Below are 26,341 nucleotides of genomic sequence, written 5' to 3'. Positions count from 1 at the left end.
AAAGTACATAAACATACCCCGAAAATATTCGTTTGTATTATTTTCATCCTCTTACCTTAATATTTTAGATGCTATCTTCGAATAAGGTAGCATCTAAAACATGTTACAAAGAATTATTATATTTATGTAGCCTGCATAGTTAACCTTTTCTACATTACTTACTGTACATAGTCATAAAGATTTTTCGCTAACAATAAACAAGTTACTGTAATGAAAAGAGCACGAACATACCCGCTTCCTTTTTTTATAGCAAATTTGGAGCCAACAATCCCTCCAGCAATTTGAGCAATCCCCATTATAAAACCATACGCATAGTTTACTTGCCCCACATACATAAATATCAACAATGCACCAACATTACTTCCTAAATTAAGAAACTTCGCATTACCTGCTGCTTTTAAAAAATCATACCCAATAAATAAAAGAGCGAACATTAAAAACGAACCTGTGCCAGGCCCTAGAAATCCATCATAAAAACCAATAGCAAAAATAAAAAAGGTAAAAATAATGACGTGTTGACCAGATAATTTCTTATGAGTAGAAATACTACCCCAATCCTTTTTAAATATCGTATAAATAGCGACTGCACCAAGCATTACCAACATCAACGGCTTCAGTACTTCTGGGTTCATTAAATGAACGGTCCATGCACCTACTATAGAGCCTATGAAAGTGATTGGAAATAATTTTAAAGCCGATTTCAAATCAAGATTGCCAGAACGATAAAACACAATATTACTAGTTGCACTTCCCATTGTCGATGCTAATTTATTCGTGGCTACTGCACTTGCCGGATTCAGCCCTGTAAATAATAAAGCTGGTAAGGCAATGAGTCCACCACCGCCTACAACTGAATCTATAAATGCAGCCACAAACCCAAAAACAATCAAAATAATTAATATAGATGGGTCTAAATACAAATCCATACTAGTAGCCTCCCCTTTAGTCACTATTGTAATAGTAACTACCAATTTGCTAAATGTAAAGAGTTATTGTAACGTTGAAATATAAAAGCAAACATCGGAGGACGAAAAAGTGGACTACATAGTACAACAGCTTAAAAAAATTGGTTTTAATGAATATGAAGCTAAATCTTATGTATCTCTTGTGAAACAGGGGCCTGCTACAGCCTACCAAGTAAGTAAGGATTCAGGGGTCCCAAGAGCACGAATTTATGAGATTTTAGGTAACCTTGTAGAAAAAGGAATCGTCATGAAGGAAGAAATAAATGACACCACTCGCTATTCACCTCTACCTGTTGAAATCTTTTTACAGAAAGCGCAATCAGAATGGCAGTCTACTTATGAAGGAATCAGTGATTCATTAAAAAAACTCGAAACTTCCGAGAAAAAAACGGATAATCGAGTGATTACTTTAAAAGACAACAAAACAATCATTAGCTATTGTCAGGCATTAATAAAAAAAGCAGAACACCGTATTGTCATTTCAATGTGGGATGACATGTATGAAGCGTTAAAAGAGGAACTATGTGAGGTAGCTGATAAAGTTTCAGTACAAGGTATTACCTTACATGTTGAAAACCCAATTAAAAATTTAGAAGCTCATCGTATCACACCTTATACAGAAACCCTCTCTACAGAACATTGGTTTATTTTATCGATAGATTCTAAAGAGATGATTTATGGACCATCAATTGAAGAGCGTAACATTGCTTTTTATACAGATGACCCAGTTCATATATACTTACTAGAGGATTATGTATGGCATGATGTTTTAGTGAATCGACTTGTCCGACGTAGCCAAGATGATTTGCAGCAATGGATCACTGCAGAGAGAAAATCCTTCTTTATGGGAAGATAAGAAATATATTAAAAGAATCAAAGAATAAAGCATAAGTTAATGAAATGAAAAACTTATGCTTTATTTGCAAAGTCATACTCAAGTCTTTCAACTATTTCCCCTCCACAAACCGCCCAAACTCCTTCAAAAACCTCAATTTAAAACTCCCCACAGGCCCATTTCGATGCTTCGCCACATGAATCTCCGTCATCTCTTTCTGCACCGTTTCCTTATCATAATAATCTTCGCGATACATAAGCATAATGACATCCGCATCTTGCTCAATTTGTCCTGTCTCTCTTAAATCAGATAAAAGAGGGCGCTTATCTTGACGTGCTTCTACCGAACGAGACAACTGCGACAACGCTACTACACAAACATTTAATTCACGCGCCAATACCTTAAGCTTACGAGAAATTTCACTAATCTCTTGAAATCGATTGCCCTTATGCTTCGGATCACCCGTAATAAGCTGCAAGTAATCTACAATAATTAAAATCTTTTTATCACCGTGCTTCCTCTTTAACTTACGAGTTTGCATCCAAATATCTTGCACCGTAACACCTGCATTGTCGTAAATCTCAAATGGCAGTTCACCAATCTCCGCAAACGCCTTACTCACCTTTTCCCAGTCCTCTATCGCAAAACGATGCTTCGGATTTTTCAGCCTACCTCCTGACACCTCGCCTACGCAAGACGCCATCCTTTTTAACAGTTGCTTACTACTCATCTCTAACGAAAACAACCCAACCGCCGCTCCAGATTTCGCCGCATGCAGTCCAACATTTAGCGCAAACGCAGTCTTCCCCATAGAAGGGCGTGCACCAAGGACGACAAAATCACCATCCTGCAATCCGCACGTCATTTTATTGAGCGACGTATAACCAGTCTCAATACCAGTAATCTCTTTCGCATCTTGATGGAGCTCTTCATATAAATCTACTAGCGCATCCTTCAAATCAAACTCACATACACAGTCCTTTTCCTCTAACTCACAAAGTGCCGTAATCGTCTCACCAATAATTTTCTCACTCTTCTCCGCAATAAGGCGCTCTCCCATCTTGTGCCCGAGAACACCCGCCTGATACATTTTCCAGGCACCTCGAACAAGCCCCTCATAATAAGAGAAGTTGGCAGTTGTCGGCACACCATCCATTAACCCTATAAAATACGCCATTCCCCCGATCCCCTCTAAAAACTTCGGATCTACCCTAGAAATGAACGTTACAAGATCAATCGGTTGCCCCTCTTCTTCCATCTTTCGCATTAACTGAAATATAGACTTGTGCACTGACAGAGAAAAATACTGCTCCGTCAAACGGCACTCCTTAATAAGCTCTCCATCAAGTAATAGAGAACCTAACACCGTCTTTTCCGCCTCCACATTTTGAATACTCATGGACGCCACCCGCGCTCCGCTAAAAAGCGCTGCAACTCTTCCTCAGACGGCGCATTCTTCTCCCACTCCTCACACCTCGCCAAAAACTCCTCCGTCTCCCCCGTACTAACAGACGACTCCTTCTTCCGAAAGCTCGCCGTATCCGCCTCAACCTCACAAACTTTCGTAAATCCTTTTCCGTGCCACCCTCTCAAAATCCCCTTCACATAAGCAACCGTCCGCTTATTATTCTCAAACGCAATTTGAAGAGCCTTCAGCACAAGCTCCTCTGACAAATCTTCCATCCACGCACTCAGTTCCTCCACAGTATGCGGAGACAAACTACCGAAATGTTGCTCATAAAAAGAAAACACGCGACTCCCCGTTTCTTCCTCTATAACCTCTTCTTCCTCTGTCTCCTCGCCAACTGGCTCAACATCATCCACAGCCAAATCACTCGGCATGCCGAAATGCGCTAAAAGCATCGGAACATTCAGCTCCTCCTCAACGCACTTCTGAAGAAACATATGTACAAACTCCTTATTCTTCACACCCTTAAGCTCACGAAGCACACACTTCTCCACATTCGTATTCGTCACCGGATTATAACGAAGCCAATTTAAAACGAATAACTCCCGTGTATCCGCATCATAAAGAATCTTCCCATAATCAATGAAGCGCTGCACAAGCTTATCAACAGTCTCCCGATTATAACCCGTCTCCATCTCAGCTAACCGCTTCGGAAAAGGAAAAATCCCACACTGCGTCGTCTTCGAACAAGTTAACAAGTACACATAAAAATACCGCTCCTCCGGCGTCAAATCCAAAACAAAATCATCCTGCCAAAAATTCACCTGCACAGTACGATACACCGCCATCCCAATTCCTCCCGTCTCCATTCAAAAATGAAAATTTCCTCTTTGTACTATATATAGGAAGGAGGGCCGGGTTTTTGGCGTGTTATTTCAAATTTTTTTTCGACTCCTACTACGGTGTTTGTTGTTGTTTTTGTTTTGTTATGTTTTTTCTTAGTGATTTATTACTTGGTAGGGGCTTGTAAGGGGCTTATGAGGGGCTAGTTATCGGTTACTTCGATTAGGAAGACTCGATCTGAAAAGCCACCTCGTTCTTCTGCTTTCTTTTTACGGATGTTGTTGATTTCTTCTAGTGTTGTGCCTTCGTGTTCCGCTAGGGCGTTTATTATTTCTAGGAGGTCGGATAGTTCTTCAAGTTTATCGGGTTTTGTTTTTGCTTCGATGTATTCTGTTAGTTCTTCTTGTGTTTTCTTGCAGAGTTCCTCTATGTATTCATCTTCGTTTAGGATTCTTGTTGTAGGTGTTTTTCCATTAGCTTTTATTATTTGTGGGATTTTGTTTCGGATTAGTTTGTTGTAGGTTGGCATGGGGTTTTCCTCCGTTTGGTTTTTCTTCTATTATAATGGAAAAGCAGTTTAACTAGTTGTTAAACTGCTTCATTGCTTCTTTTATATAGTTTTCTTCTTTGGTTGTGAAGAGGGTTGGTAATTCGGATAGTGGAAGGTTCGATTTTTGGATTATATCCTCTATATCACTTTGAGGTGTATCAAGATAATTCGTTATCTCTTCTATTACATTGAAAAATCTCTTCAAGGTAACTTGAACATCTTGATGACTCGGATCCTTCTCTTCTACTTTATACTTTTTCAACTTCCCTATCACATCCATAAAGCGCCGATCGAACTTTTCTTTTAGTTCCTTATTATTATAAAAGGCTCGAACACTATCCGTTGAAAAGTGTTCCTCTAGCCATTCCTTATTTTCTTTCTCCCATATGAATGTTTGCAAAAACGAAGAAAACAAAGCGACATCCACTCGTTCTTCCTTTTGAAACTTCTTCGTCATCTCATCCATATGCGAAAGCACCTTAGCAATTCTTTCTTGCTCTGCTAAAAGCAATTCCCTTTGAAAATGCATTTGTCTTAAAAAGTCATCAGTCTCTACATCACGCTGCAATATAATATTTTGAATTTCCCCAAGCGAAAAACCGAGATGCTTAAACGATTGAATTTGCTGCAGCGCATACAAATCATCTTTCGTATATAACCGATGCCCGCCCTCAGTATAATCGCTCGGCTTTAATAAATTAATCTTGTCATAATAACGAAGCGTCCGCACCGTAACATCCCCAACACTTGCAAACTCACTAATCATCCACGCCATATCATCACCTACTCCGATAACTTCTGTTTTACATACTGAAGCATACGAGAAAAATTCATCTCGTTCTGCCTACAATATTGAAACAAACCTAAAACAAGTAACAAAAAAGGAACATTACCTCTATAACGATTTTCATATTCACTAATACCATCATAAAAGCACTCATACTTTCGTCTTCGTAAAACGATATAAATCGCAACAAACAACACTGCAATCATAATAAAAATTCTCTTTCCCCTTATCTCCACTTCTTGTTTCATCACCTATTCTCCTTCCACGATATACTTATCTTCTTTAAATAAAGGAACTCGAATGAAATAACGATATGGTTCGTCGCGTATTACTTTCCACGCAACAATAATCACTTGAACGACCTCAAAGGCAAACACAATCCAAAACAAAACACCACTAATACGCGAACTAATATTAAATAGAAGAAAGATTAACAAATGAAAGTTGAACGCCTTGCGGCAATGGTATTTGTACACTTCATTTTTACGTGCCAGCGTGATGTACATGAGTAGTGGTGAAAAGATTCCTATTGCGGCTGAAAGTAATAGCATGATGATGGTGTTTCTTTTTTCTTTTGTGGTGGTTTTCATGGTTGGTGTAGTCACCCCTTTTTGATTTGTCTTCTTTAGGTTAGGGGGTGACGTTGGGGGAGGTGCAAGGGGATATATAGAAAAATTGATTAATACTCATATAGATAAAATCAGATCTTTACCTTGACAGGGTGGAGGTCATCATTTTAAGATTTCGCATCCACGTTATTTACAATTTATCCGACTAATATTTATCTAATCTATTTCACAATTACATCTATTGTTTTTAAAAATTTCTCCACTTCACCTAAAACTCCCATCGTTCCAGGAATATCAATTATCCCTTTTCCATCTCCCACTCTATAATCCCTCACCACAGCAACCGTCATATATCGCCCATTACCAAATCTAGGTTTCTCCACATTGAAAGAATAATTATGATTTCGTTCGATTAGCGCTTTACTCCACTTATCCCTAAGTTCTTTTCTTCTATCCTTATCAGCAACATGTATCTTAAAACATAATCTGCCTTCTTCTAACTGCAAGTACTGCCTGCAATCATTATCCTCTTGTTCATTCCACCATAAGGCATAGAATCCACCATTCGGATTAGCTACATACCCGTATTGACCTTTGATCCCACGTTGCTTTAGTTCCTCATAAAACCCTTCCCAAGCTTCACCTTTCCACTCACTTAACGGAAGTGTCTTATATGAATCATATTCTTGCTCTATTTCTCTTAAATAAAAATAATAATCTAAAAATATTTGATCTTGAACGCCTCTATCTGTATTTTCTTGTAAAAATTCAAGCATTTGTTTTCTTGTAAACAACATATACTTTGCATCAATCACTGCTGAATAATCACTTTGATTACCTATTTTATAATAGATAGGCAACAAGTCATTTTCTTCATATTTTTTAAATTTCATTACATCTTCATAATAACGTTTCAGTTGATTAGAATGTTCTTTTGTATACGTTTTATCTTCAATTAAAATAGCCTGATTACCGTTAATTTCAATGAGTATATCTAAACCTTTAAATTGTTTCGTAATCTTAATTTCTTTAATAGCGGCTGGAAAGTTCTTTTTATGTATGTCATATATTCTTCTAATAAAATCTATACCAGCTTCATGTAAGTATTCATCGGTTTCTTTATAGATTGGTTTCGCCCACTCTGCTAACCAACAAATAAAAGCATCTTGCGACAACTCACTTGTTCCATGTGAAAATAAATTCGGTCTCTTATCCATTATTTAATCCCCTTTGTATCTAAACTCTATTCCCTAACATTTAACACTTCTAAAACTTCCCTAAACAACACCGATCCTCTCCCAACAACCAACTCCAAAGCAACCTCTTTAACTAGCCCATCTCTCCCCACCATAACAACCTCATTCTCATAATCAACCCAAATCTGAACATCCTGCACGTAATAACTCTTAATAGAAGAAGCCTCATCTAAATTACTGTGATCCAACTCAACCTTAACCTGCTTTGTGAAACGACGCAGCGTTTTCCAAAGAATTCGTTCTTCTTTTGATTTCATAAATAGTTCTGGGAGTTCTTGTACTTCTTTTAATAACGACATAGTTGTTATTGTGTATGTTTGAATGCCATATCCTACTGGACGGATGAGGTGGTCTAGTTTTTTCCATGGTTCTAGTTCGAAATGTACATAATCATCGTTTTGTTGCATTTGAATATGCTTGATTTTGGCGACGTATTGAATTCCGCCTTTTTCTCCATACCATTTTTTCGGTGCATATAACGCTATGTATTTCGCTTCTTGCCATCCTGGTTTTAACTGTGTGACTGGTAACTGGTATAAGCCTTCTTTTCTATATGCTTCATAGTCGGCTTCAGTTTTCACACTGCCCACTAATACTTTTTCTTCTAGTGAGGAGTGCCATTCTTCTTTTGTTCCTCTTGGAAGAATGCCTTCTCTTATAATTTCTTCTGGGCTTTTTTCAATGAGATGATCTAGAAATTGTTCAACCAGTCTTGTTGCGTTTGGTAAGAATGGAAAGCCACCGATATTTACTTTTTCGATACTTTTATAAAATGGATGGTTCTCGTACGCTTCCTCTTGGTTCCATGGGAATAATACGTACGCTCCGTAAGCTGTCCGCTCAAAAGGCCCCTCTTGTTCCACTACTAGTGCGTCTCTGTAACGGTGCATTGTATTAATGTCTTCTTCCATTGGACCAGGGGTGCCATACTTCCTTTTATAATGAGATCTTTCAGCAAAATCAATTCGATATTTCGCATCAAAAATGTATTGATATTGATAGCTCTTTCCCTTTTTCTCAATAGCAAGCATCGTATCTGGTTTTTGTGTAACTGTTGGCAGTCTACCGTTTCTTTTCTGGAAATACAGTTCTATTATTTCATCAGTGACTGGATGCTTGAACGTTCTTTTTGCGGTTTTACTTTCATCTAACGTTACGTACAAACCGTCTCGTTTAACTTGAATTACATCTTGATGGAGCGGTATATATTTTTTTGATAGAATTTGTCCAAGCTTTAAATACGTCCAGTATTCGTATAACCTTGCAACATCTTTTACCGACATTTTGAAAATTTGTCCTCGCAATGTTAAACCTCGCGATAGCCTTAAGAAGATTTGATATGCATCTCTATAGCCTGCTGCCATTTGGATCACGAGTGAAAAGACTGAACGATCTAAATTTCCGATTCCTCTCCAAAATCGATCGTTCAATTCATTTTTCATTCGATACTTCATATTTTTTACACGCTCTAGCAAATCTTCATCAGTTACACCACGTGTATATCTAGACTTTGGCTCTAGCGCCTTAAGTAAATCATCTATTTTATGTACGACTCTTTGAATCATCCATTTAACAAATCGATTTTCCAGCGTATCATAAGAAACTTCCTTATAAGCTGTAATCCCTTTAGTCGGTATATTGTTTTCTCCTTGCAGCAAGTGTGGTCGCTTTCGCAAATAGTTCATTCCGACGGAATCCAATTTACGAATTTTTTCTCCTCGTACAAGCTGATGCCTAGTCATAAGCTTATGATGCGGTTGCCTTTTTATATGCGAGATCGACTTCATAAATCGCTCAAAGGAATCATTTAAAATACGATAAAATTCACTCTTCGATGGATTTGTAGCGTAAATTGCAGATGCTCCTAAGTAAGTTCTCTTTAGTAAATGAAACGCTAAATTATAAATTTCATCATTTACTTCATCTAATAAGGCTCTGTAATCATCCTTATAATCAAGTTTTGCCGGGAAAACTTCAAATGTAACAGTTAATAAAGTTTCTTGCTCGTCTTTAATTTCGAATGTTGTATTTCCTACTTCATTTGGAAACGAAAGATTCCCCATTAACACATGAAGTGATCCCATTTGAATAGAACTAACTTGTTTTCGAAAACCCGGATGTTCATGATAAAAAGAGAACTTTTGGTCCCTTTTTGGAACAACAACAAGCTGGTAACTTCTATTTTCAAAAAAGATTGGCGGGTGTTCGTTCCATTCATCTAGCATCTGCAATCTCGCATCAAATACAGAAACGGATTCCGTCTTCCCATCTACACGAAAATACATCATTTCATCCACGTTCATAGCTTGATATTCTTTTAAACTCTCGTATTTTTCATGATAAGGATTTCCCTTAATCGTCAATGATAGCTCTTCTGTTTCAATCTTAACTAGCTCTATCTCATTATTAGATCCAGAAAGAGGTGAAACCATCATACTCGAACCTCCTTAACATATGAGATAGCTTGTTAGCTGAACGAGGATACTTAGCATAGGAAGCATCATTATTGCCACTATCATATTCTTCATTTGCACATAATACATACAACTGCTTCAATACCTCTTCTGTTCTTCCATCGCTCCCCGCAAGACGCGGTAAAATCTTTTGGTATATTTGATAATCGAGTGCTTCATCAAATGACAATAACTTTCCTTGTTCGTTGTATGCCATATAGAAACAAATTTCATCTCGTATACGGTATCCAACTTGAGCACCTACTGAATCAAGTATTTTATTTATTTCTATTAAAACGTTCGATATATTTCTCACAAGATCTTCATTTTCTTTAAAGCATTCTTTTAAATGAAGATACTTGGTTGCTAAAGAGCTATTAGAAACAATTTCAGCTTCCTTCTCTTCTACATCCATTAAGAAATTAAAATAATCTAAGTTAACGGTATTAAACTCAATTGTATTCGCACGATCTAATACTTTCTTACTTAACGGATGTGTCGTTTCATCCATATTTACAGTTCCGATAATATATACATTTGATGGAATTATAACGCGCTTATTCGTAATTGATTCTGGAAGCACCGGTGACGTAACAATTTTTCCATCTTTCCATTTACGACTTTCAATTACACTTAAAAAGTCACTAAAGTAGTATTCCACTCGAGCTAAGTTCATCTCGTCCAACACTACAAAATAAGGTCTGTTTGGATTTGCGTCTGCATTTTCAAGAACTTTAATTAACGGTCTTTCTTGAAACTCCCCTTGAAGGTTCACATACCCAAGTAAATCAGAGCTATCACTCCAATCAGGTCGAACCGGAATAAGCGTAAATTGTCCATTCTCTTCCGTTGCCCCTAAACTCTCCGCAAACCACTGAACAATTTTCGTTTTCCCTGTACCTGAAATACCTGATAAAATTACAAACGGCTTCGTCTTTAATGAAAGGAAGAAATTAATAAGATCCTTTTTCTCATAATAGAAACCTTTACTTTGAATATAAGAAGACACATGATCGATAATTGATTGTTGATCTAAATACACTTCTTTCCTCTCATAAACCATTTCATATTTCGTTCCTTCCTCTTTATAAGCAATAAATCCCTCATAATAGCGAAGCATTTCTTCTAGATCCTCTACTAACTCATTTTCACTTGGCATTTTATTAGAATCGTACGAAATATAAGCCGCTGTCGAATTCGCATATCCTTTCGCTTTTGGGCTTGTCCCTAGGAAAATATCATCATCTTTTTTCACCTTTTGGGACATATGTATTTGCTCGCGAATCTCTTCTTTAATTTTTTGCATCTCTTCTTTAGACGTTTCCGTCACACCTTGTCCAATGGTTAAATAAAGTCGTTGCATATCTTCACTAAATAAGTAAACGATATAATAACCTCGCTGCGTGGATGTTGTAATATCTCTATGCATTAGCGCAATCCACGGAACTGTTGCCCAATTCCCTTTTCCGACTGACCCTATCACACTGTACTGCTTCTCATTTATAAATGGTAAACGAATGATCTCTGTTGCTATACCATTTCGGACTGTTAATCCTAATTTATGTCCTGCAAATTTTTCTGTTTTTGCATCCAAATATTCTTTCATTATCTTTAAAAAGCCTTCACGTAAACTACTACTCATATTACCGCCCTTTTCTTCACTCTTTTTTATGTATTGTTCGGCTGGAATCCATTCAGCATTAATTATTTCCAATTTCTCAGACCACATCAAGAGATTATGCGTACGTTCTTTTGCTAATGATTCTAGCATTAAATTATCCCCTCTAGAGTTCCGAACAATCGTCATCGCTAAATGTACTAAAGCTTCTTTCTTTTCCCTTCTCGAATACGCTTTTAAAAGATTAAGTACAAACATAACTATGCGAAAGTATTCCTGCTTTAAAACTAACTTTCGAATAATATCATTCTTACTTTTCGCCTCAATATATTCAGTTAATAAAGACGTATTAATATTATGATTATCCTTTAAAAATCCCAGTAATCTTAAATCTTGTCTTCCTTTAGATTTAACTCTATACAAATTACCATTGGTTTGATCACTTAAATTTTTCGGATCGTATGTATTGTTTATTACCTCTTCCAAAAACCCAACAACTTTATGATACTGCTCACATGGCAAATTATCAGTTTGGAACTCTTTAAATGTAATAGCCCCTGATTCCTTTACATCCACAAATGGAAGCTGTGAAAAGAAAGCTACCAAGAAAGTATTACATTCACCCGCTTGTCCAAACTCTTCACTCTTTACTGTACGCATAGCAATAAATTTTCTCCAAGCATCCTTAAGAATTTCAAAACTCACTTTAAAATAAGGTGATGCTTCCTCTTCATATTGCTCACGTGAAAATTTAGCTTCAACGTATAATCCTTCATCATCTTTATTTATAAACAGATAAGTTTTATCACCATTTATATCTTCAATCTGCTTCGTTAATTTAGCCAATTCAATTATGAGTTGCTCTAACATTTTCATCCCCACCGTTACAATTAATTACAATTACTACTATTTTACCAAACTATGTATAAAAGAAAAATCATACGCCATACCGTATGATTTACTAATTCTTATTATTCCCCACTAACTCCCCATACTCCTGACTACTCCGCTCAAGAAATATCCTCGTCTCCCCACTCCCCTTATAAAAACTCTCCCAACCCCGCTCCCTCAAAATCCCCTTCCAACTATCACTCTCCACCATCCTCTTAATGACACCATCCCAATAAGTAACCTCTTCCTCCGTCATATCTTTTGGGCCCATAATTCCTTTCCAGTGCTGGAAGATAACGTTGATTCCTTGTTCTTTCCATGTTGGGATTTCTGGTAGTCGATCTAGTCGTTTTGGTGCGGATACGGCTAGTATTTTTATTTTGCCGGTTTTGTATTGTTTTTCGGCTTCGGATAGGGTCATGGTTGCGGCGCCTATTTGTTTGTTCGTTAGGGCGTTTATGATTTTTTCTTTGTTTTCGTAGACGAAGAATTGTAGTTCGGCAGGGTTTATGCCGAAGGCTTTGCTTACTTGTACGAAGGATAGGTGATCGTCGTTTCCTAGGCCGGGGGCAACGCCGATTTTGAAGTTTTTCTTGTCTTGTTTGAGTTGTTCCATTAGTTGCTTTGCGTTTTCTATGTTTGATTCTTTTGATACGACAACGACTTCCCAGTCCGATGCGAGTGTTGCGAGCGGGGTGAAGTCTTTATATGTTAGTTTACTGTGGCCTAGTAGGTTGTTCGTTATGAGTAAGCTTGAGTTAATCGCCAGTACGTGACCGCCTTTTTGTTTCGTATATTTCCATCCGACGTCACCGCTGCCACCTACTTTGTTTGTGACTGTAATTGGTTTTGTGAAGATTTTTTCTTCTGTGAGCGTTTTTTGCATCGCCCGTGCTGTTAAGTCCCATCCTGCTCCTTGAACGTTTGGTGCAACGATTTCTACTTCTTCTATGTTCACTTTATTCGTATGGGATTTTTCCGAAGAACAACCAGCTATTACTCCTGTCATAATCCATATACATAGTAATAATCGCTTCTTCATAGTCCTCGTCCTATTCGATATTTTCGTTCTGGTCGTCCTATAATGCCGTATGTGTACTCTACTGTGCATTCGTTTGTCGCTACTAAATATTCTAAGTATCTTCTTGCGGTTGTTCTGGAGGCCCCCATTTGTTCTCCCATTTCTTCTATTGTAATTCCCTCTTCGAATCCTTTTATAATCCCTTTCACTTTTTGCAGCGTTAACGGATCCACACCGGTCGGTAAGTTTTTCATGTCTTGTGTTTGCGAAATACCGAAGAAGTTATCGATGAGTGCTTGATTCACTTCATTGTTACTATGTAATAATTGTTTCTTTCTTTTATAGTCTTCAATTGTGCGAACAAATTTTTCTAACGTGACCGGTTTTATAAGGTAGTTGCTTACGCCGTTTCGAATTGCTTTTTCTAGCATATGGTTTTCATTCGCCGCAGTAACCATAATGACGTCAACGTTTGGAAAGTCAGCATGGATTTTCGGTAATAGTTCCGTTCCGATTCCGTCTGGTAAGTAATTATCTAATAGAAGTAAATCGATGTCTTCCCTTTGTAGTAATTCCATCGTTTCTTTCGCGTTCAATGCTTTTCCGATCACTTTTACGTCCTTTATTTTTGATAAAAACTCTTCCTGAATTTGCGCGACGCGGAAATCATCTTCTGCAATTGCAACCTTCAACATATGCCCATCCCCCTGTTTGTTATGTACTTTCTCTCAATGTTTTCGGAAGGTAAATTGTAAAAATAGCTCCCCCATTTTTCTCGTTTTGAATTTCAATTGTTCCCCCTAGTACATCTACCATTTCTTTCACATTTGCTAGTCCGTAACCACGATCATTTCCTTTCGTTGAAAACCCTTTTTGAAAAATAGTCGTCATTTTTTCTGCCGGTATTCCTGCTCCACTATCTATCACTTCAAACACAATGTCATGTCCAATATCCGTAACGAAGAAGGAAACATTCTTCTCCTCTTGCCCACTCACCGCATCAAACGCATTGTCGATTATGTTTCCAAGAATCGTAATAAGGTGCGACACCTTTATATGGTCTGGTAACGGATGAAGCGCACTATCTCCTTCAATATGAAAATCAATTTTCTTCTCAGACGCTGTTCCGATTTTCCCTAATAAAATAGCTTGTACTTTTGCATCATGAATTTGATGGAATAAAATATGGTTTTGGCTTTGATGAATGTTAGATTCTTGCTGGATAAATTCAATTGCTTCTTTGTAATGTCCTAACTGAAGTAATCCTGATAAAACGAAAAGTTTATTTGTAAATTCATGCGTTTGAGCGCGTAAATCCTCGGAATACTTTCTTACCTCAGATATCGTATTCACTAAGTTTTGCAGTTCTGTTTTATCTCTAAAACTACACACAACGCCTACTGTACTGTTATTTTCGAGTATCGGTGTCCTATTTAAAATAAACACTTTATTTTGAAACGCGATTTCTTGATCGTTTTCTAGCACTCTTTCCATATTAAATTCCGGTAAAACTTTTGAAATGTGCTGCTGCATATAATCATCATTTACATGTAGCATTTCTTCTGCCGACGTATTCATCATCGTAATAAAGCCATTTTGATCAATGGCGATAATCCCTTCTTTTATAGATAGTAGTATCGCACTTCGTTCCCGGTATAACGCTGCGATTTCATTCGGCTCTAAACCGAGTGTATCTTTACGAATGCTACGTGCTAAAAGAATGCCACCAACAATTCCAGCTACTAATACAGCTAAGGAAAAGAGTATAATTTCTTTCGTTCTACTCAGTATGTTAGATTCAATACCTTTTATTAAAAACTCTACTGTCACAACACCTACTACTTGATCATAGTCTCCGTTATGAACAATAATGGGTGCCTTCGCCATTAAAGCAGGACCACTTTCACCATTTCCTTCAAGCGTATAATAACCGCCAAAAGTGAGTGCTTCATAGTTATATGGATTGTTACTCTTTGTACCAATTAACTCCGAATTAGAATGGGAATACATCACCCCAAGGCGATCTTCTATAATGACATAATCTGCGCCAGCTTGTTCACGAACTTGTTCCGCAATGGATTGAATCGCACTTTTATGCTCGTTATTTTGAAAAGCTTCTTTTATAGCTGGCATAAAAGAAAGCGACTTCGCTGTTTGCAGTGCTAGCTGCTCCACTTGGCGCTTCGTATCAACGGACTGAATGTAAACAAATATTCCTGCTAATAGGAGAACGACAAATAAAATTAACGCGATAATTAAGCTTACTATTTTCGTTTGTAATGACACTTTACGCGATTTCTTCATACTTCATATCCTTTGATAAAATATTCAAAACTATCAATCTCCTTTTTCTATTATTATGACAAAACGAATAATGAAGCAACTATAAAAACACTCAATGTACATAAAGTACAAAAAGAATAAAATTGTCATAATATTGAGATTTTATTCTATAGACAGTACAATTCAACTATAATGAACGCGCTTTCATATTTATCATTTTATTTATAAGCACGAGGAGGAATGATTATGGCTCAAGTAAAATCTAATCGAGTCGCCGGCAATATTTTCAAAGGTTCTGTCGGCAATTTAATTGAATGGTACGATTGGTACGTTTACTCTGCTTTCGCTGTTTACTTTTCAGCAGAGTTCTTTCCTAAAGGAGATCCAACGAGTCAGTTACTGAACACAGCAGCTATTTTCGCAGTTGGATTTTTAATGCGCCCTATCGGAAGTTTATTAATGGGACGCTATGCGGATCGGCACGGACGCCGGGCAGCATTAACACTTTCCATTACGGTTATGGCGGGTGGTTCTTTAATTATCGCCTGTACACCTAGTTACGAAAGCATCGGTATTATGGCACCCATTATTTTAGTTCTTGCCCGTTTACTGCAAGGATTATCACTTGGCGGAGAGTACGGAACTTCCGCAACGTATTTATCTGAAATGGCTAGTAGTGGACGCCGCGGCTTTTATTCAAGTTTCCAATATGTAACGCTCGTTGCTGGACAAATGGTTGCGTTAGGCGTTCAAATTGTTCTTCAGCAATTGCTAAGCGAACCAGATATGAAAGCTTGGGGCTGGCGCATTCCATTCATTATTGGAGCGATGGGTGCAGTAGCTGTATTATGGCTTCGCCGCACAATGGATGAATCGGAGCAGTTTGCAAACATAAAATCACAAAAACGCGAAAGCGCAGGAACCGTTCGCGCTCTTATGAAACACCCGAAAGCAGTATTAACAGTAGTCGGCCTAACATTAGGAGGCACTGTCGCATTCTATACGTACACAACATATTTACAAAAGTTCATGGTAAACACAGTCGGTCTTCCGAAAGAAGTTGTAAGCTGGATTAACTTTGTCGCACTACTTATCTTCGTCGTACTTCAGCCAATTGCGGGGCTATTATCTGATAAAATTGGACGCCGCCCACTATTAATGGCTTTCGGTATTCTCGGAACGTTACTAACAGCACCAATCTTCTTCTTCATGGAAAAAACGACAGAACCAATCGTAGCGTTCTTACTTATGATGGTCGGTCTCATTATCGTTACTGGTTACACATCGATTAACGCGATTGTAAAAGCAGAACTCTTCCCGACTGAAATCCGTGCACTTGGCGTAGGTTTACCATATGCACTAACCGTTGCGATATTTGGCGGAACAGCTGAGTTCATCGCATTATGGCTAAAGAGTATCGGAATGGAATCACTATTCTACTTCTACGTAGCTGGATGTATCGCGATAAGCTTTATTACGTATTGGCGTATGGATGAGTCATCAAAGACTTCGCAGATTGAGGCGGAGCTTGGTGGTGGGGATCAATTAGTTAATAATAAATCTAGTTAAAATTATGTATTCTATGTTCTTCGGTTATCTGAAAAAGCATAATTCATTAATATGCAATTTAAAAACCTCTACTTATATGTAGAGGTTTTTGTATGACGAAAAAACACGTAGTTCCATTGTTATTTTACAAACCCCAAATTCTTCCTCATCTTAAAGTGGAACAAATTTATTACTTAGAGTGTCTAATAAGTGTATTTCTAATATGAGTTGTCCAGATTGGATACAACATATCCCGTTTGACATCTATTTTTATGTATTACAAAAAAATGAAAGGACTTATTATTCCCAAAAGTAAAAAACATGTATTGTAATACTACAGTTAAGTATTACAAGTTTAATACTTTCACAGGTGAACCATTACAAGTGGAAACAAAAAAGAAATAACGCAAACTGTGACTTATCAATCATATAAAGTGAAACTTTAATCAGCGGGGGTCTTACTGCCCGTTAATGCGGGATAAACGTTTTGGATGTCATTTAACCTGTGAAATTTTAGCTGCAGTAGTATTGTTACCCAATGCCATCTTTAATTGCATTAGTATTTAGAATACCTAGACAAAATCCATATATTCTTGAAAGAGGTTGAAAATTTATGTTCGTTTTAAACAAGTTCTTTAACATTTTACATTACAAAAAGATTGTACCTGTAGTATTACTTTCATGTGTATCACTTATAGGCTGTTCCAATAGTAATGCTCAATCTGAACCACCTAAACAAACGAATCAAGCTAATCAAATTAAACAAGAAAATACAGGAAATCAATCTTTTGCTAAACTTGAAAAAGAATATGATGCTAAGCTTGGTATTTATGCACTGGACACAGGTACGAATCAAACTATTGCTTATCATTCAGATGATCGTTTTGCGTTTGCATCTACATCTAAATCATTAGCTGTGGGCGCTCTTTTACGCAAGAACTCATTAGAAGCTCTTGATCAAAGGATTACGTATACTCCTGAAGATCTTTCTAATTATAATCCAATTACTGAAAAGCATGTTGATACAGGAATGACGTTAAAAGAACTTGCAGATGCTTCTGTTCGATATAGTGACAGCACAGCACATAATTTGATTCTTAAACAGTTAGGAGGTCCCTCTGAATTTGAAAAAATCTTGAGAGAAATGGGAGATACTGTTACTACTTCAGAACGATTTGAACCTGAATTAAATGAAGTGCATCCAGGAGAAACACATGATACCAGTACACCAGAAGCAATAGCTAAGACGCTTCAATCATTTACATTAGGGACTGCACTTCCAACAGAAAAACGTGAACTATTAGTAGATTGGATGAAGAGAAATACAACTGGAGATAAATTGATTCGTGCGGGCGTACCAAAAGGATGGGAAGTAGCTGATAAAACAGGCGCGGGATCTTACGGAACAAGAAATGATATCGCAATTATTTGGCCACCAAATAAAAAGCCAATTGTTCTTGCTATACTTTCTAATCATGATAAAGAAGATGCTAAATACGATGATAAACTTATTGCAGATGCAACCAAAGTCGTGTTAAATACCTTAAAAGCTACGGAATAAATGATAATATGTTAAAAGTTTTCTATTTTAGGCGGGTGTTTTCATCAACTAAAAATTTAATAGTGTCCCAAAAACGAAATTTGGTGCTAACTTGTAATAAAAAGCTCATTTTTATTGTTTGGGGATAAATCATTCTTTAAGCTTGATGGCGATTTGGTGCTATCCCTAAAACATCTGGACTTTAATAGCCAACTAAAAAATGCAAACAAAAAGACCTTTAATCAGTCGTTTTGTTTGCATTTCCTTTTTCTAAAACCACAGAAAAGATAAGTACTATAGTTAACAGCATAATAAACCTTACTTCACTTCCATCACTTACAAAAAATGAATACAAAGTATATATTAAAATTAATATTCCATAAATAATTTTGTGCAATGTACTCCCTCCTTTTTGCCCTATATATTTTAGTATAAAAGTTTGATTCAAGTCCTATATCCAAATGAAAATAAAAATACTTTTCTCTTGTTCATTTATCTATTTTCTTTTTATAACTCAAACTTCTTCGAATCGTACTTTTCTAGAGTTTGCTGCAATTCATCTTGTTCATATGGAATATGCTTATCTGTCTGTATATCTTCAACATTTGCTCCACCTGCTAATAATCTCCTGTACATAAAAGAGTGCCCTGTTAATACTGTTTTAATCATTTTGTATCGCCCTCCTTTTGTTTGATTACTTGTATCATAAAACAAGTATCTGAAGTTGATATGTAGTCTATCTAGAGTGTATGTAAATTTAGAAAATCTCTAATAAAATGTTTGTATTATAACGTCACCACCAAAACTATTGCCCTAAACACCATGATTTGAAGAGATAGGCCCCCATGTTCTAGTCTCAATTCCTCCTACAGTTCTATATTCAGTAAAACTGGTTAATCCCTATAATATAAAAAGAGCACCACTTTTTGGATGCTCTTCGTTATAACTATATATTATTTAATTTCCTTCTTTTGCTGGTACCATTTTTCCTTCTTGAGAGTCTGTACCCTCTGTTCTTTCAACAGTTTTTGCATGTTCTAGTTTTTCAGGGGCTCCCATTTCAAATCCAGATTGAGAATCTGTACCTTCTTTTGTTGGTACCATTTTTCCTTCTTGAGAACCTATACCTTCTGTTCTTTCAACAGTTTTTGCGTCTCCTTTAGGAGTTGCTGGCACTGCATCTTTAGGTAAATCAAAGTTTTGTGAGAAAGACGTTGTTCCATCTGCACTTTGTGTAATTACTTGATTTGAACTATCTTCATTTGACTTTAAATTGTCCATTTTCGCATCATCTGCACCTACTGCACCTCCCGCTACCAATCCTGTACTTAAAAGTGCTCCTGCTAATAATGTTTTAATCATTTTTCATTACCTCCTGTTTATTTGTAATATTCATCAAAAAAGTATCTAGAGTTAATGTTTTAGTCATTATCTTTATCTACTTGCTTTTTGATTACATTTAGCATAAGACAAGAATCTATAGTTGATATGGACTGTATCTGGAGATTATGTAAAGAAAAATAGATGATCAATTGTATATCCTAATGAATGCTTAGACAAGATTGAAACTTTATATGAGTTTGAACAATTGAGTTCCCCTTTGTTTTTGGGTGTAAGGTTTTTAGCTGGAGTGGAGTGAGGACTAACCTTTTCTAATTTGAAAGCAAACTTTTTATTATTAGTTTACATTCAAAACACTGTAAATAAAGATGTTAAAAATCCGTGAACAAAACACCACATCTCACTGATGTCCACCACATCAGAAGTATGGCAGGGAATTAAATATAATCCTCCCCTGTCTTTATGCATTGAGATAGAAAAAATTATAAATATAGACTTAAATATTTTTTTGAAAGGATATTATTTAACAAACATAAAAAAGAGCTACAGCTGTATGAGAACCTTAGCTCTTTTTTATGTTTATTGTTTATTATATAAATTATTTAACGTTACAAGCCATACCAGTTATCATATTACCAACTGAAATACCACCAGGTTCCCCCGATGCTCTCCCTCTAAAACAAATGACAAGCCACCTCATGCCCCTTCTCAATCTCAACCATCTTCGGTACTTCCTGCGCGCATTTTTCAGTGGCGAATTTGCAGCGCGTTCTGAATTTGCAGCCGGATGGTGAGTTTAGCGGGCTTGGTACTTCGCCTTGCAGGATGATCCGTTCTTTGCCTGTGCTTGTTGGGTCTGGTTCTGGCATGGATGAGAGTAGTGCTTGTGTGTATGGATGTGCCGGTTTTGTGTATAGGTCTTCGCTGTCGGCAATTTCTACTATGTTTCCTAGGTACATGACTCCGATTCTGTCTGATATGTGCCGTACCATTGATAGGTCATGTGCGATGAATAAGTATGTGACACCTGTTTCTTCTTGGATGTCTTGCAGCATGTTTACGACTTGTGCTTGGACTGAGACATCTGGTGCTGAGATTGGTTCGTCACATAGGATAAAATCTGGTTTTACAGATAGTGCGCGCGCGATGCTGATGCGCTGTCTTTGTCCTCCGCTAAATTCGTGCGGGTAGCGATATAAGTGTTCTTCTTTTAGGCCTACCTTTTTTAGCAGGTCTAAGATGATTTCTTTTTGTTCTTCTTTTTCATAAGTGCCGTGAATGTTCATTGGTTCGCTAATAATTTGGAATACATTCATTGCTGGGTTTAATGATGCGTATGGATCTTGGAAAATGATTTGCATTCGTTTTCTATATTCTTTTAGTTCACTTTCCTTTAAACTTGCGATGTCTTTTCCGTCGAATAGGATGTTCCCTGAAGTGACATCGTGTAAACGAATGATGCTTCTTCCTGTCGTTGATTTTCCGCAGCCCGATTCGCCTACTAATCCGAATGTTTCACCTTTTTTAATTGTGAAGCTTAAGTCATCGACTGCTTTTAATTGCTCTATTTTTCTGCCGAATAGTCCCTTTTTAATAGGAAAATATTTTTTTAAGTTCCGAACTTCAATTAAGTTTTCTTCATGCATGTGAATCACCTACCGCCCTATCGTTTAACCAACACATGGAACGTCTTTCGTTTCCGATTTCAAAATATGGCGGACGTTCTTTTTCACAAATTTCCATCGCATGCGGGCAACGCTCTGCGAATGGGCAACCTTGTGGCGGGTTTAATAAGTTAGGCGTTACACCTTGAATTGGCGCGAGTCTTTCTTTTACGCCGTTCGATATTTTCGGCAAGGAGTTTAATAGCCCTTTCGTATATGGATGATTCGGTGATTGGAAAATATCAAATACAGGTCCTTCTTACATGATTCTTTCTTGTGAATTGTTTCTATATTTTATATTAATAGAGTTTGTTATTCAAAGTTAAGACCATAACACTCAAAATAGGAAAACAAAAATGAAAAAGGCTACTTTGATACCAAGTAGTCAATGTGTCCTATCAGAAAGGTGTTGTAACCTACAAAGAAATTAATTTATATGCTGATCAACTTGTCTTCAAACTGAAAGATGGAAAAATTGAAACATACTTCTCGTTAAAATCTTGTATGCATAATAAATGGATAAAAAGTTAGAAAATCCATAGGATAAGCCTTCTGCTTGCCCGCAACCGTACCACGCCCACAAACAAAAAAGACCACCAACAGGCAGTCTCTCAAAACTCAATCCTATTCCCCACTCCACGCTCCACCGCTTTCTCATACAAATACTTCGCAACAATAATATCCACTACCGCCAAACCAACCGATTTGAAAACGGTAATCTCTTCATCGTTTTCGCGGCCGGCTTTTTCCCCGCTTATGATTTGGCCGAGTTCAGCGTGGATGTCGCTTGCTTCAAATAAACCTTCTCGCACTGGAACTTGAAGGTCACCTGTTTCTTCTAATGCTGCTTCTTTTGATTCGACTACTACTTTGTTAGCACCCGCGATAGCGTGAGATGGTAATTCTTGCATGTTTGGCCTGAATGAGCCAACGGCGTTTACGTGAACGCCTTTTTGTAGTTTTTCTGAGAAGACTGGTGTGGATGCGTTCGTAGTTGTGATGATGATGTCTGCTTCGCTTATTGCTTCATTTGCATTGGAATAGACATATGCAGGTTTATTGAATCTCTCTTGTATATATTGCGCAAATGCATATGCTTTTTCTTCTGTTCGATTGTATAAAATGACTTTTTCGATAGCTCTTACCGCAAATACAGCTTCTGCAATTCCCTTCGCCTGTTCTCCGGTCCCGATTATGCATAAAGTTTTTGCGTTATGACGAGCTAAATGTTTTGTCGCTACTCCTGATAGAGCCCCTGTTCGAATCATCGTTAAGTAGGATCCTTCTAAAAGTGCGAGCGGTTCTCCCGTTTGAAAGTCTGATAGCATAACAATCCCGTTTATCGTTTTCTTTCCTATCTTTTTGTTCTCGGGGACTACTGTTACTACTTTTAAGCCAAGTACCTCAAGTCCTTCCGCTACTGAAGGCATAATTAATGCAGTGTTTTGCTCGTTCGCAAATGGTAATGAGCTGCGAATTGGTGTAATCGTTCTTTCTGCGGAAAATTCTTTTAAAGCAAGCGCCGCGTATTCAATGACTTCATTCATATTTACTAAGTTTCGTTGTTCGTTCGCGCTTATGACTAGCATATCTTTCCACCTCCTCCTCTTATCCTAACAAAAATCCCCGATTCAAATCATCTCTCGGATCTATAACGAATTGATGAAACCCTGTAATAAATGCATGCCCCGTTATTTTCGGAACGACAGCTTCATATGTATCTACCGCTGTTACCGACAATACTTCCCCCTCGAATTTCCCGTCAGTAATGCATTCGTGGACGAAAAGTTCTCCCTTTTGTAAGGCATCTCTTTCAAAAAGAGTTGCGATTCTTGCGGAAGTTCCTGTGCCACAAGGAGAACGATCAACTTGCCCATCAGCAAAGATTGTTACATTTCGTAAAGTTGCGTCTTCCCCTTTCGGTTCATCTGAGAAAATAACGCCGTATATTCCTTTTAACCCTTCTTCAAGCGGATGCTTTACTTCCATTTTGCTCTCGATGTAGTGCTTAATTTTACCGCCCCACGCTTGAATAGCAGCTAAGTCTTTGAAATCAACCTTCAAACCAAGTTCTTTACTATCTACTACCGCGTAGAATGCTCCACCAAACGCGATATCTACTTGAAATTCATAGTTATCTATTTTAATAGGAACATCTTTTTTGTATACAAATGAAGGGACATTTTCAAATGATACGGACTCTACTTCGCTCCCGTTATATTTTGCGTACGCAATCACTTCCCCGGCAGGGCTATCAATAATGAACTTTTGTTTCTCACCTGTCACTTCAAACATACCTGTTTCAATTCCGACTGTAATAACAGCGATAATGCCGTGCCCACACATCGTACTCCAGCCTTCATTATGCATAAATAATACGCCAAAATCAGCGTGAGCACTTGCAGGTGGAGTAATGATACAACCGTACATACCGTGATGTCCTCTCGGTTCATACATAAGAACCTCGCGAAGGTGGTCCAAATTCTCCATACAGTACGCGCGTCTTTCTAGCTGCGTTTCCCCTTTTATTTCTGGCACGCCGCCTGTAATAATTCGAAGCGGTTCCCCAGCTACGTGAGCATCAATTGTCGTGTACACTTTACTAACCTTCATTTCTATCTCTCCCCTATATGTTGATACTATTTTTATTGCAAATATCATGCCAACGCATAGGGTATAAATTGGTATACATTGTGTAAAAAAGCATACACTACTGTCTATTTTTTTATACAGTAGACAGTGAGTGACTCTTAGCCCGCACAAAACAAAAAAGCCATAACGTCACTACTTGAGCAAAGTTATGGTTCCTTCTTAAATTATTTCGCGGGATTGGAGCCAAAATCAAATTTATATGTCACTCGGAAATTTTTCCCACTCACTTAAATGCATGACATCTTGTTTTACGTTTTTCTTTTCAGGAAGTAAACATAGAAATTCTAAAGAATTACCGTCCGGATCATAAAAGTAAAGATTCGCAGTAGGTGTCCACGTCTGAACCATAGGCTCAGACGGTTCAAGACCGAAAGCGGACCTTGGGTTTATTCCTTTATTAAGAAGCCATTCTCTTGCATGAGTGATTTCTTCATAGTTAACCTTGAATGCAAAGTGACTTTTATGGAATTCCTCTTCTGATACCTCCCAAATGCCCAGCATTTGTTCCTTCTTATTATCTTTATCAAACCAAAAGAATGCGACACGGCGTTCTTCAATTGTGCGAGCATGAAATAATCCAAGTTTCGTATAAAACTCTTTTGCTACTTCTAAATTTTTTGTTTTAACATGCGTTTCATATAAAGTACCTGGAAACAAAGCATATTCCCCCTTAATATTTTTAGAAATTCTTACTATAAAGCCTATTTTAATAACCTAGAAATAGAAGTAATATCATATTCCCCTTAAATCTTTTTTCAATTTTGTAGTCCTAATGCTGAATAAAAAAGAAAATTCTCTCCCCCCGCCACATATACTGTTCAAAAGCAAAAAGGAAGTGATCCAATGTATTACGGAACGAAAGGCTGGTACGTAGCTGAATTAAAAAAATTAGGCGTGCGCTATCTTGAAGGACGAAAACTAGAAAGTTACCGCGGGCACGTCTTACGCAATTTATTACTTGCACAACAAGAGAAATTAAAAGAACAGTAATATAATAATGTAACGATATCAACAATTCAACATAGGATATCGACTTACCGACAAATTCCGCTAATTCATCTATCTAAACTACCAACCAATCACACATCAATACAAACAAAAAAGGTCACCCAAACGGGTGACCTTCCTTTCTTATTCACAAACAAGAATTTGTCTAGTAAATGATCCTTTTCTTGTAATACAGCGATCTGTAATTTCAAATCCTGCTTCATGAATCATGTCGTCCATTGTTTCCATCGTGACAACGACTACCTTTTTAGCGATGCGGCGCGCGCTTGAAAGAATGGAAAACTGGTCTTCTGGTGTTGCATGCGTAAATAAGTCGTACGGCATATCGATAATTGCAACGTCGTAGTTCTCAGTAATTTCCTCAATTGGACCTATTGTTACTGTCCCTTCAAATCCGAAATGTGCGATGTTTTTTCTCGTTCCAAGCACCACAAGTGGATTTATATCTCTACCAACGATGTTAATTCCCATAGAAAGTGCTTCTACTACTACTGTTCCAATACCGCAGCACGGGTCAATTGCTCGTACTCCATCTGGATTTGGTACAGCGATATTTGCAACTGATCGCGCAACACGTGTGCTAAGAGATGTCGAATAACTGTGCGGTTTTTTTATGTGATGATACCAAACTGGCTCACTTTCTACATAGTGTCCGAAGTACCAGCGTCCTCCAAGAGGAACAATCCCGAATACACGCTCTGGATTACGAACATCTGCTTCTCCTTCAATATGCATACCGAGGTCGCGTTCAATGAGACGTCTTTCCCCATATTCAATTTTATTTTCTTTGCCAAGATCATTGATTTTAACGAAGATAACTTTAAATGACGCCCCCGCCAAATCAATTTGTTCTACTTGTTTTAAAATACTTTCTAAGTCGTCTCCTTCATACATAACCTCAACGCGCTCTTTAATAAATGCACTTCTACTCGGTTCAATTTTGACATCACTTTTCAAAATATTAACGTGAGACTCCGTTCCAAAGAACGAGCGCATTTCCAAGTAACATAAAGCACGCTCCTCCTCGCGAAATGCATACGTATATATACATGCAGGTGTTTTACTATGATTATTCAATCTATGATCATCCTCTATCGTTTAAAATTATT

Annotated in this window: 25 protein-coding genes and 2 pseudogenes; 4 read left to right on the top strand and 23 right to left on the bottom strand. The window is 37.5% G+C overall.

Features of this window, described 5'->3' with window-relative positions:
* Positions 1–158 precede the first annotated feature (158 nt).
* A complete protein-coding gene (locus DT250_RS27740) occupies positions 159–926 on the bottom strand; it encodes a TSUP family transporter (RefSeq protein ID WP_087957554.1) in 768 nt (255 codons plus the stop codon).
* A gap of 109 nt (positions 927–1,035) precedes the next feature.
* Between DT250_RS27740 and DT250_RS27735 the strand changes: the two genes are divergently transcribed.
* The gene (locus DT250_RS27735) at positions 1,036–1,821 is read left to right on the top strand and encodes a TrmB family transcriptional regulator (RefSeq protein ID WP_149214043.1); all 786 of its coding nucleotides are present in this window, start codon (positions 1,036–1,038) and stop codon (positions 1,819–1,821) included.
* A 91-nt stretch (positions 1,822–1,912) separates the two neighbouring features.
* Here DT250_RS27735 and dnaB read toward each other — a convergent pair whose 3' ends face one another.
* The 12 genes from dnaB to DT250_RS27675 form a co-directional block, all read right to left on the bottom strand.
* The gene (dnaB, locus tag DT250_RS27730; RefSeq protein ID WP_149214042.1) at positions 1,913–3,199 is read right to left on the bottom strand and encodes a replicative DNA helicase; all 1,287 of its coding nucleotides are present in this window, start codon (positions 3,197–3,199) and stop codon (positions 1,913–1,915) included.
* Entirely contained in the window at positions 3,196–4,056 is an 861-nt protein-coding gene (locus DT250_RS27725; RefSeq protein WP_149214041.1) for a DnaD domain-containing protein, read from the bottom strand. Before DT250_RS27725 ends, dnaB begins: the two co-directional genes overlap by 4 nt.
* A 197-nt stretch (positions 4,057–4,253) precedes the next feature.
* On the bottom strand, positions 4,254–4,580 hold the full coding sequence (locus DT250_RS27720; protein ID WP_149214040.1) for a nucleoside triphosphate pyrophosphohydrolase: 327 nt from the start codon (positions 4,578–4,580) through the stop codon (positions 4,254–4,256).
* A 52-nt stretch (positions 4,581–4,632) separates the two neighbouring features.
* Positions 4,633–5,376 carry a MerR family transcriptional regulator gene (locus tag DT250_RS27715; protein WP_149214039.1) on the bottom strand — a complete coding sequence of 248 codons (744 nt, stop codon included), beginning with the start codon at positions 5,374–5,376 and terminating at the stop codon, positions 4,633–4,635.
* Positions 5,377–5,384: 8 nt separating this feature from the next.
* A complete protein-coding gene (locus DT250_RS27710; protein ID WP_149214038.1) occupies positions 5,385–5,636 on the bottom strand; it encodes a hypothetical protein in 252 nt (83 codons plus the stop codon).
* Positions 5,637–5,639: 3 nt separating this feature from the next.
* Positions 5,640–5,978 carry a magnetosome magnetite crystal formation protein family gene (locus DT250_RS27705; protein ID WP_149214037.1) on the bottom strand — a complete coding sequence of 113 codons (339 nt, stop codon included), beginning with the start codon at positions 5,976–5,978 and terminating at the stop codon, positions 5,640–5,642.
* 200 nt (positions 5,979–6,178) lie between these two features.
* Positions 6,179–7,174, bottom strand: a complete 996-nt coding sequence (locus DT250_RS27700) for a PD-(D/E)XK nuclease family protein (protein ID WP_149214036.1) — start codon at positions 7,172–7,174, stop codon at positions 6,179–6,181.
* Positions 7,175–7,200: 26 nt separating this feature from the next.
* Positions 7,201–9,645: a restriction endonuclease-like protein gene (locus tag DT250_RS27695; RefSeq protein WP_149214070.1), complete on the bottom strand. Its 2,445-nt coding sequence runs from the start codon at positions 9,643–9,645 to the stop codon at positions 7,201–7,203.
* Complete coding sequence (locus DT250_RS27690; RefSeq protein WP_149214035.1) at positions 9,620–12,154, bottom strand: MrcB family domain-containing protein; 2,535 nt, start codon at positions 12,152–12,154, stop codon at positions 9,620–9,622. The genes DT250_RS27695 and DT250_RS27690 overlap by 26 nt, the downstream gene beginning before the upstream one ends.
* Positions 12,155–12,245: 91 nt before the next feature.
* Entirely contained in the window at positions 12,246–13,217 is a 972-nt protein-coding gene (locus DT250_RS27685) for a tripartite tricarboxylate transporter substrate binding protein (protein WP_149214034.1), read from the bottom strand.
* Complete coding sequence (locus DT250_RS27680) at positions 13,214–13,891, bottom strand: response regulator (protein WP_149214033.1); 678 nt, start codon at positions 13,889–13,891, stop codon at positions 13,214–13,216. The genes DT250_RS27685 and DT250_RS27680 overlap by 4 nt, the downstream gene beginning before the upstream one ends.
* A 19-nt stretch (positions 13,892–13,910) precedes the next feature.
* A complete protein-coding gene (locus tag DT250_RS27675) occupies positions 13,911–15,500 on the bottom strand; it encodes an ATP-binding protein (protein WP_149214032.1) in 1,590 nt (529 codons plus the stop codon).
* Positions 15,501–15,725: 225 nt separating this feature from the next.
* Between DT250_RS27675 and DT250_RS27670 the strand changes: the two genes are divergently transcribed.
* Together DT250_RS27670 and blaIII are read left to right on the top strand one after the other, a co-directional pair.
* Positions 15,726–17,048 (top strand): MFS transporter, encoded by a 1,323-nt coding sequence (locus DT250_RS27670; RefSeq protein ID WP_149214031.1) that lies wholly within the window; start codon positions 15,726–15,728, stop codon positions 17,046–17,048.
* Between the two features lie 592 nt (positions 17,049–17,640).
* Entirely contained in the window at positions 17,641–18,588 is a 948-nt protein-coding gene (gene blaIII / locus DT250_RS27660; protein ID WP_149214030.1) for a class A beta-lactamase BlaIII, read from the top strand.
* Positions 18,589–18,805: 217 nt separating this feature from the next.
* On the opposite strand, the gene DT250_RS31875 is transcribed toward blaIII, so the two are convergent.
* The 9 genes and pseudogenes from DT250_RS31875 to DT250_RS27630 all read right to left on the bottom strand — a co-directional run bounded on the left by DT250_RS31875 (position 18,806) and on the right by DT250_RS27630 (position 24,881).
* Positions 18,806–18,964 (bottom strand): hypothetical protein, encoded by a 159-nt coding sequence (locus tag DT250_RS31875; RefSeq protein WP_000548946.1) that lies wholly within the window; start codon positions 18,962–18,964, stop codon positions 18,806–18,808.
* A gap of 110 nt (positions 18,965–19,074) precedes the next feature.
* Positions 19,075–19,236, bottom strand: coding sequence for a hypothetical protein (locus DT250_RS31870; protein ID WP_016513667.1), 162 nt, complete (start codon positions 19,234–19,236; stop codon positions 19,075–19,077).
* 288 nt (positions 19,237–19,524) lie between these two features.
* Positions 19,525–19,929 (bottom strand): alpha-ketoglutarate permease, encoded by a 405-nt coding sequence (locus DT250_RS27655; RefSeq protein ID WP_149214029.1) that lies wholly within the window; start codon positions 19,927–19,929, stop codon positions 19,525–19,527.
* Between the two features lie 653 nt (positions 19,930–20,582).
* Positions 20,583–21,554, bottom strand: coding sequence for an ABC transporter ATP-binding protein (locus DT250_RS27650; protein WP_142314899.1), 972 nt, complete (start codon positions 21,552–21,554; stop codon positions 20,583–20,585).
* Positions 21,547–21,831: pseudogene (locus DT250_RS27645) on the bottom strand (oligopeptide/dipeptide ABC transporter ATP-binding protein); the annotation flags it as partial. The pseudogene DT250_RS27645 and the gene DT250_RS27650, both read right to left, overlap by 8 nt.
* Positions 21,832–22,026: 195 nt before the next feature.
* On the bottom strand, positions 22,027–22,194 hold the full coding sequence (locus DT250_RS31865) for a hypothetical protein (protein WP_179952868.1): 168 nt from the start codon (positions 22,192–22,194) through the stop codon (positions 22,027–22,029).
* Positions 22,184–23,161, bottom strand: a complete 978-nt coding sequence (locus DT250_RS27640; RefSeq protein WP_149214028.1) for an ornithine cyclodeaminase family protein — start codon at positions 23,159–23,161, stop codon at positions 22,184–22,186. The genes DT250_RS31865 and DT250_RS27640 overlap by 11 nt, the downstream gene beginning before the upstream one ends.
* A gap of 19 nt (positions 23,162–23,180) precedes the next feature.
* Positions 23,181–24,233 (bottom strand): proline racemase family protein, encoded by a 1,053-nt coding sequence (locus DT250_RS27635; RefSeq protein ID WP_149214027.1) that lies wholly within the window; start codon positions 24,231–24,233, stop codon positions 23,181–23,183.
* Positions 24,234–24,419: 186 nt separating this feature from the next.
* Entirely contained in the window at positions 24,420–24,881 is a 462-nt protein-coding gene (locus DT250_RS27630; RefSeq protein WP_149214026.1) for a VOC family protein, read from the bottom strand.
* Positions 24,882–25,013: 132 nt separating this feature from the next.
* Here DT250_RS27630 and DT250_RS27625 point away from each other — a divergent pair.
* Positions 25,014–25,214: pseudogene (locus tag DT250_RS27625) on the top strand (YflJ family protein); the annotation flags it as partial.
* Positions 25,215–25,355: 141 nt separating this feature from the next.
* Here the strand turns inward: DT250_RS27625 and DT250_RS27620 are convergent.
* Complete coding sequence (locus DT250_RS27620; protein WP_149214025.1) at positions 25,356–26,309, bottom strand: TRM11 family SAM-dependent methyltransferase; 954 nt, start codon at positions 26,307–26,309, stop codon at positions 25,356–25,358.
* Positions 26,310–26,341: the final 32 nt, after the last annotated feature.

Origin of the sequence: Bacillus sp. AR2-1, from assembly GCF_008368755.1 — a bacterium.
GTDB lineage: Bacteria > Bacillota > Bacilli > Bacillales > Bacillaceae_G > Bacillus_A > Bacillus_A wiedmannii.
The sequence above is the reverse complement of the archived record's forward strand: the minus strand, read 5'-3'. Positions and strand labels throughout refer to the sequence as shown.

Excerpts from the sequence above, each read along its gene's own strand:
- DT250_RS27725 (WP_149214041.1), bottom strand. The coding sequence starts at position 4,056 with ATGGCGGTGTATCGTACTGTGCAGGTGAATTTTTGGCAGGATGATTTT.
- DT250_RS27690 (WP_149214035.1), bottom strand. The coding sequence starts at position 12,154 with ATGTTAGAGCAACTCATAATTGAATTGGCTAAATTAACGAAGCAGATT.
- DT250_RS27640 (WP_149214028.1), bottom strand. The coding sequence starts at position 23,161 with ATGCTAGTCATAAGCGCGAACGAACAACGAAACTTAGTAAATATGAAT.
- DT250_RS27685 (WP_149214034.1), bottom strand. The coding sequence starts at position 13,217 with ATGAAGAAGCGATTATTACTATGTATATGGATTATGACAGGAGTAATA.
- DT250_RS27650 (WP_142314899.1), bottom strand. The coding sequence starts at position 21,554 with ATGCATGAAGAAAACTTAATTGAAGTTCGGAACTTAAAAAAATATTTT.
- DT250_RS27675 (WP_149214032.1), bottom strand. The coding sequence starts at position 15,500 with ATGAAGAAATCGCGTAAAGTGTCATTACAAACGAAAATAGTAAGCTTA.
- blaIII (WP_149214030.1), top strand. The coding sequence starts at position 17,641 with ATGTTCGTTTTAAACAAGTTCTTTAACATTTTACATTACAAAAAGATT.
- DT250_RS27715 (WP_149214039.1), bottom strand. The coding sequence starts at position 5,376 with ATGGCGTGGATGATTAGTGAGTTTGCAAGTGTTGGGGATGTTACGGTG.
- DT250_RS31870 (WP_016513667.1), bottom strand. The coding sequence starts at position 19,236 with ATGATTAAAACAGTATTAACAGGGCACTCTTTTATGTACAGGAGATTA.
- DT250_RS27705 (WP_149214037.1), bottom strand. The coding sequence starts at position 5,978 with ATGAAAACCACCACAAAAGAAAAAAGAAACACCATCATCATGCTATTA.
- DT250_RS27720 (WP_149214040.1), bottom strand. The coding sequence starts at position 4,580 with ATGCCAACCTACAACAAACTAATCCGAAACAAAATCCCACAAATAATA.
- DT250_RS27635 (WP_149214027.1), bottom strand. The coding sequence starts at position 24,233 with ATGATATTTGCAATAAAAATAGTATCAACATATAGGGGAGAGATAGAA.
- DT250_RS27695 (WP_149214070.1), bottom strand. The coding sequence starts at position 9,645 with ATGGTTTCACCTCTTTCTGGATCTAATAATGAGATAGAGCTAGTTAAG.
- DT250_RS27710 (WP_149214038.1), bottom strand. The coding sequence starts at position 5,636 with ATGAAACAAGAAGTGGAGATAAGGGGAAAGAGAATTTTTATTATGATT.
- DT250_RS27680 (WP_149214033.1), bottom strand. The coding sequence starts at position 13,891 with ATGTTGAAGGTTGCAATTGCAGAAGATGATTTCCGCGTCGCGCAAATT.
- dnaB (WP_149214042.1), bottom strand. The coding sequence starts at position 3,199 with ATGAGTATTCAAAATGTGGAGGCGGAAAAGACGGTGTTAGGTTCTCTA.
- DT250_RS27655 (WP_149214029.1), bottom strand. The coding sequence starts at position 19,929 with ATGATTAAAACATTATTAGCAGGAGCACTTTTAAGTACAGGATTGGTA.
- DT250_RS27700 (WP_149214036.1), bottom strand. The coding sequence starts at position 7,174 with ATGGATAAGAGACCGAATTTATTTTCACATGGAACAAGTGAGTTGTCG.
- DT250_RS27670 (WP_149214031.1), top strand. The coding sequence starts at position 15,726 with ATGGCTCAAGTAAAATCTAATCGAGTCGCCGGCAATATTTTCAAAGGT.
- DT250_RS27740 (WP_087957554.1), bottom strand. The coding sequence starts at position 926 with ATGGATTTGTATTTAGACCCATCTATATTAATTATTTTGATTGTTTTT.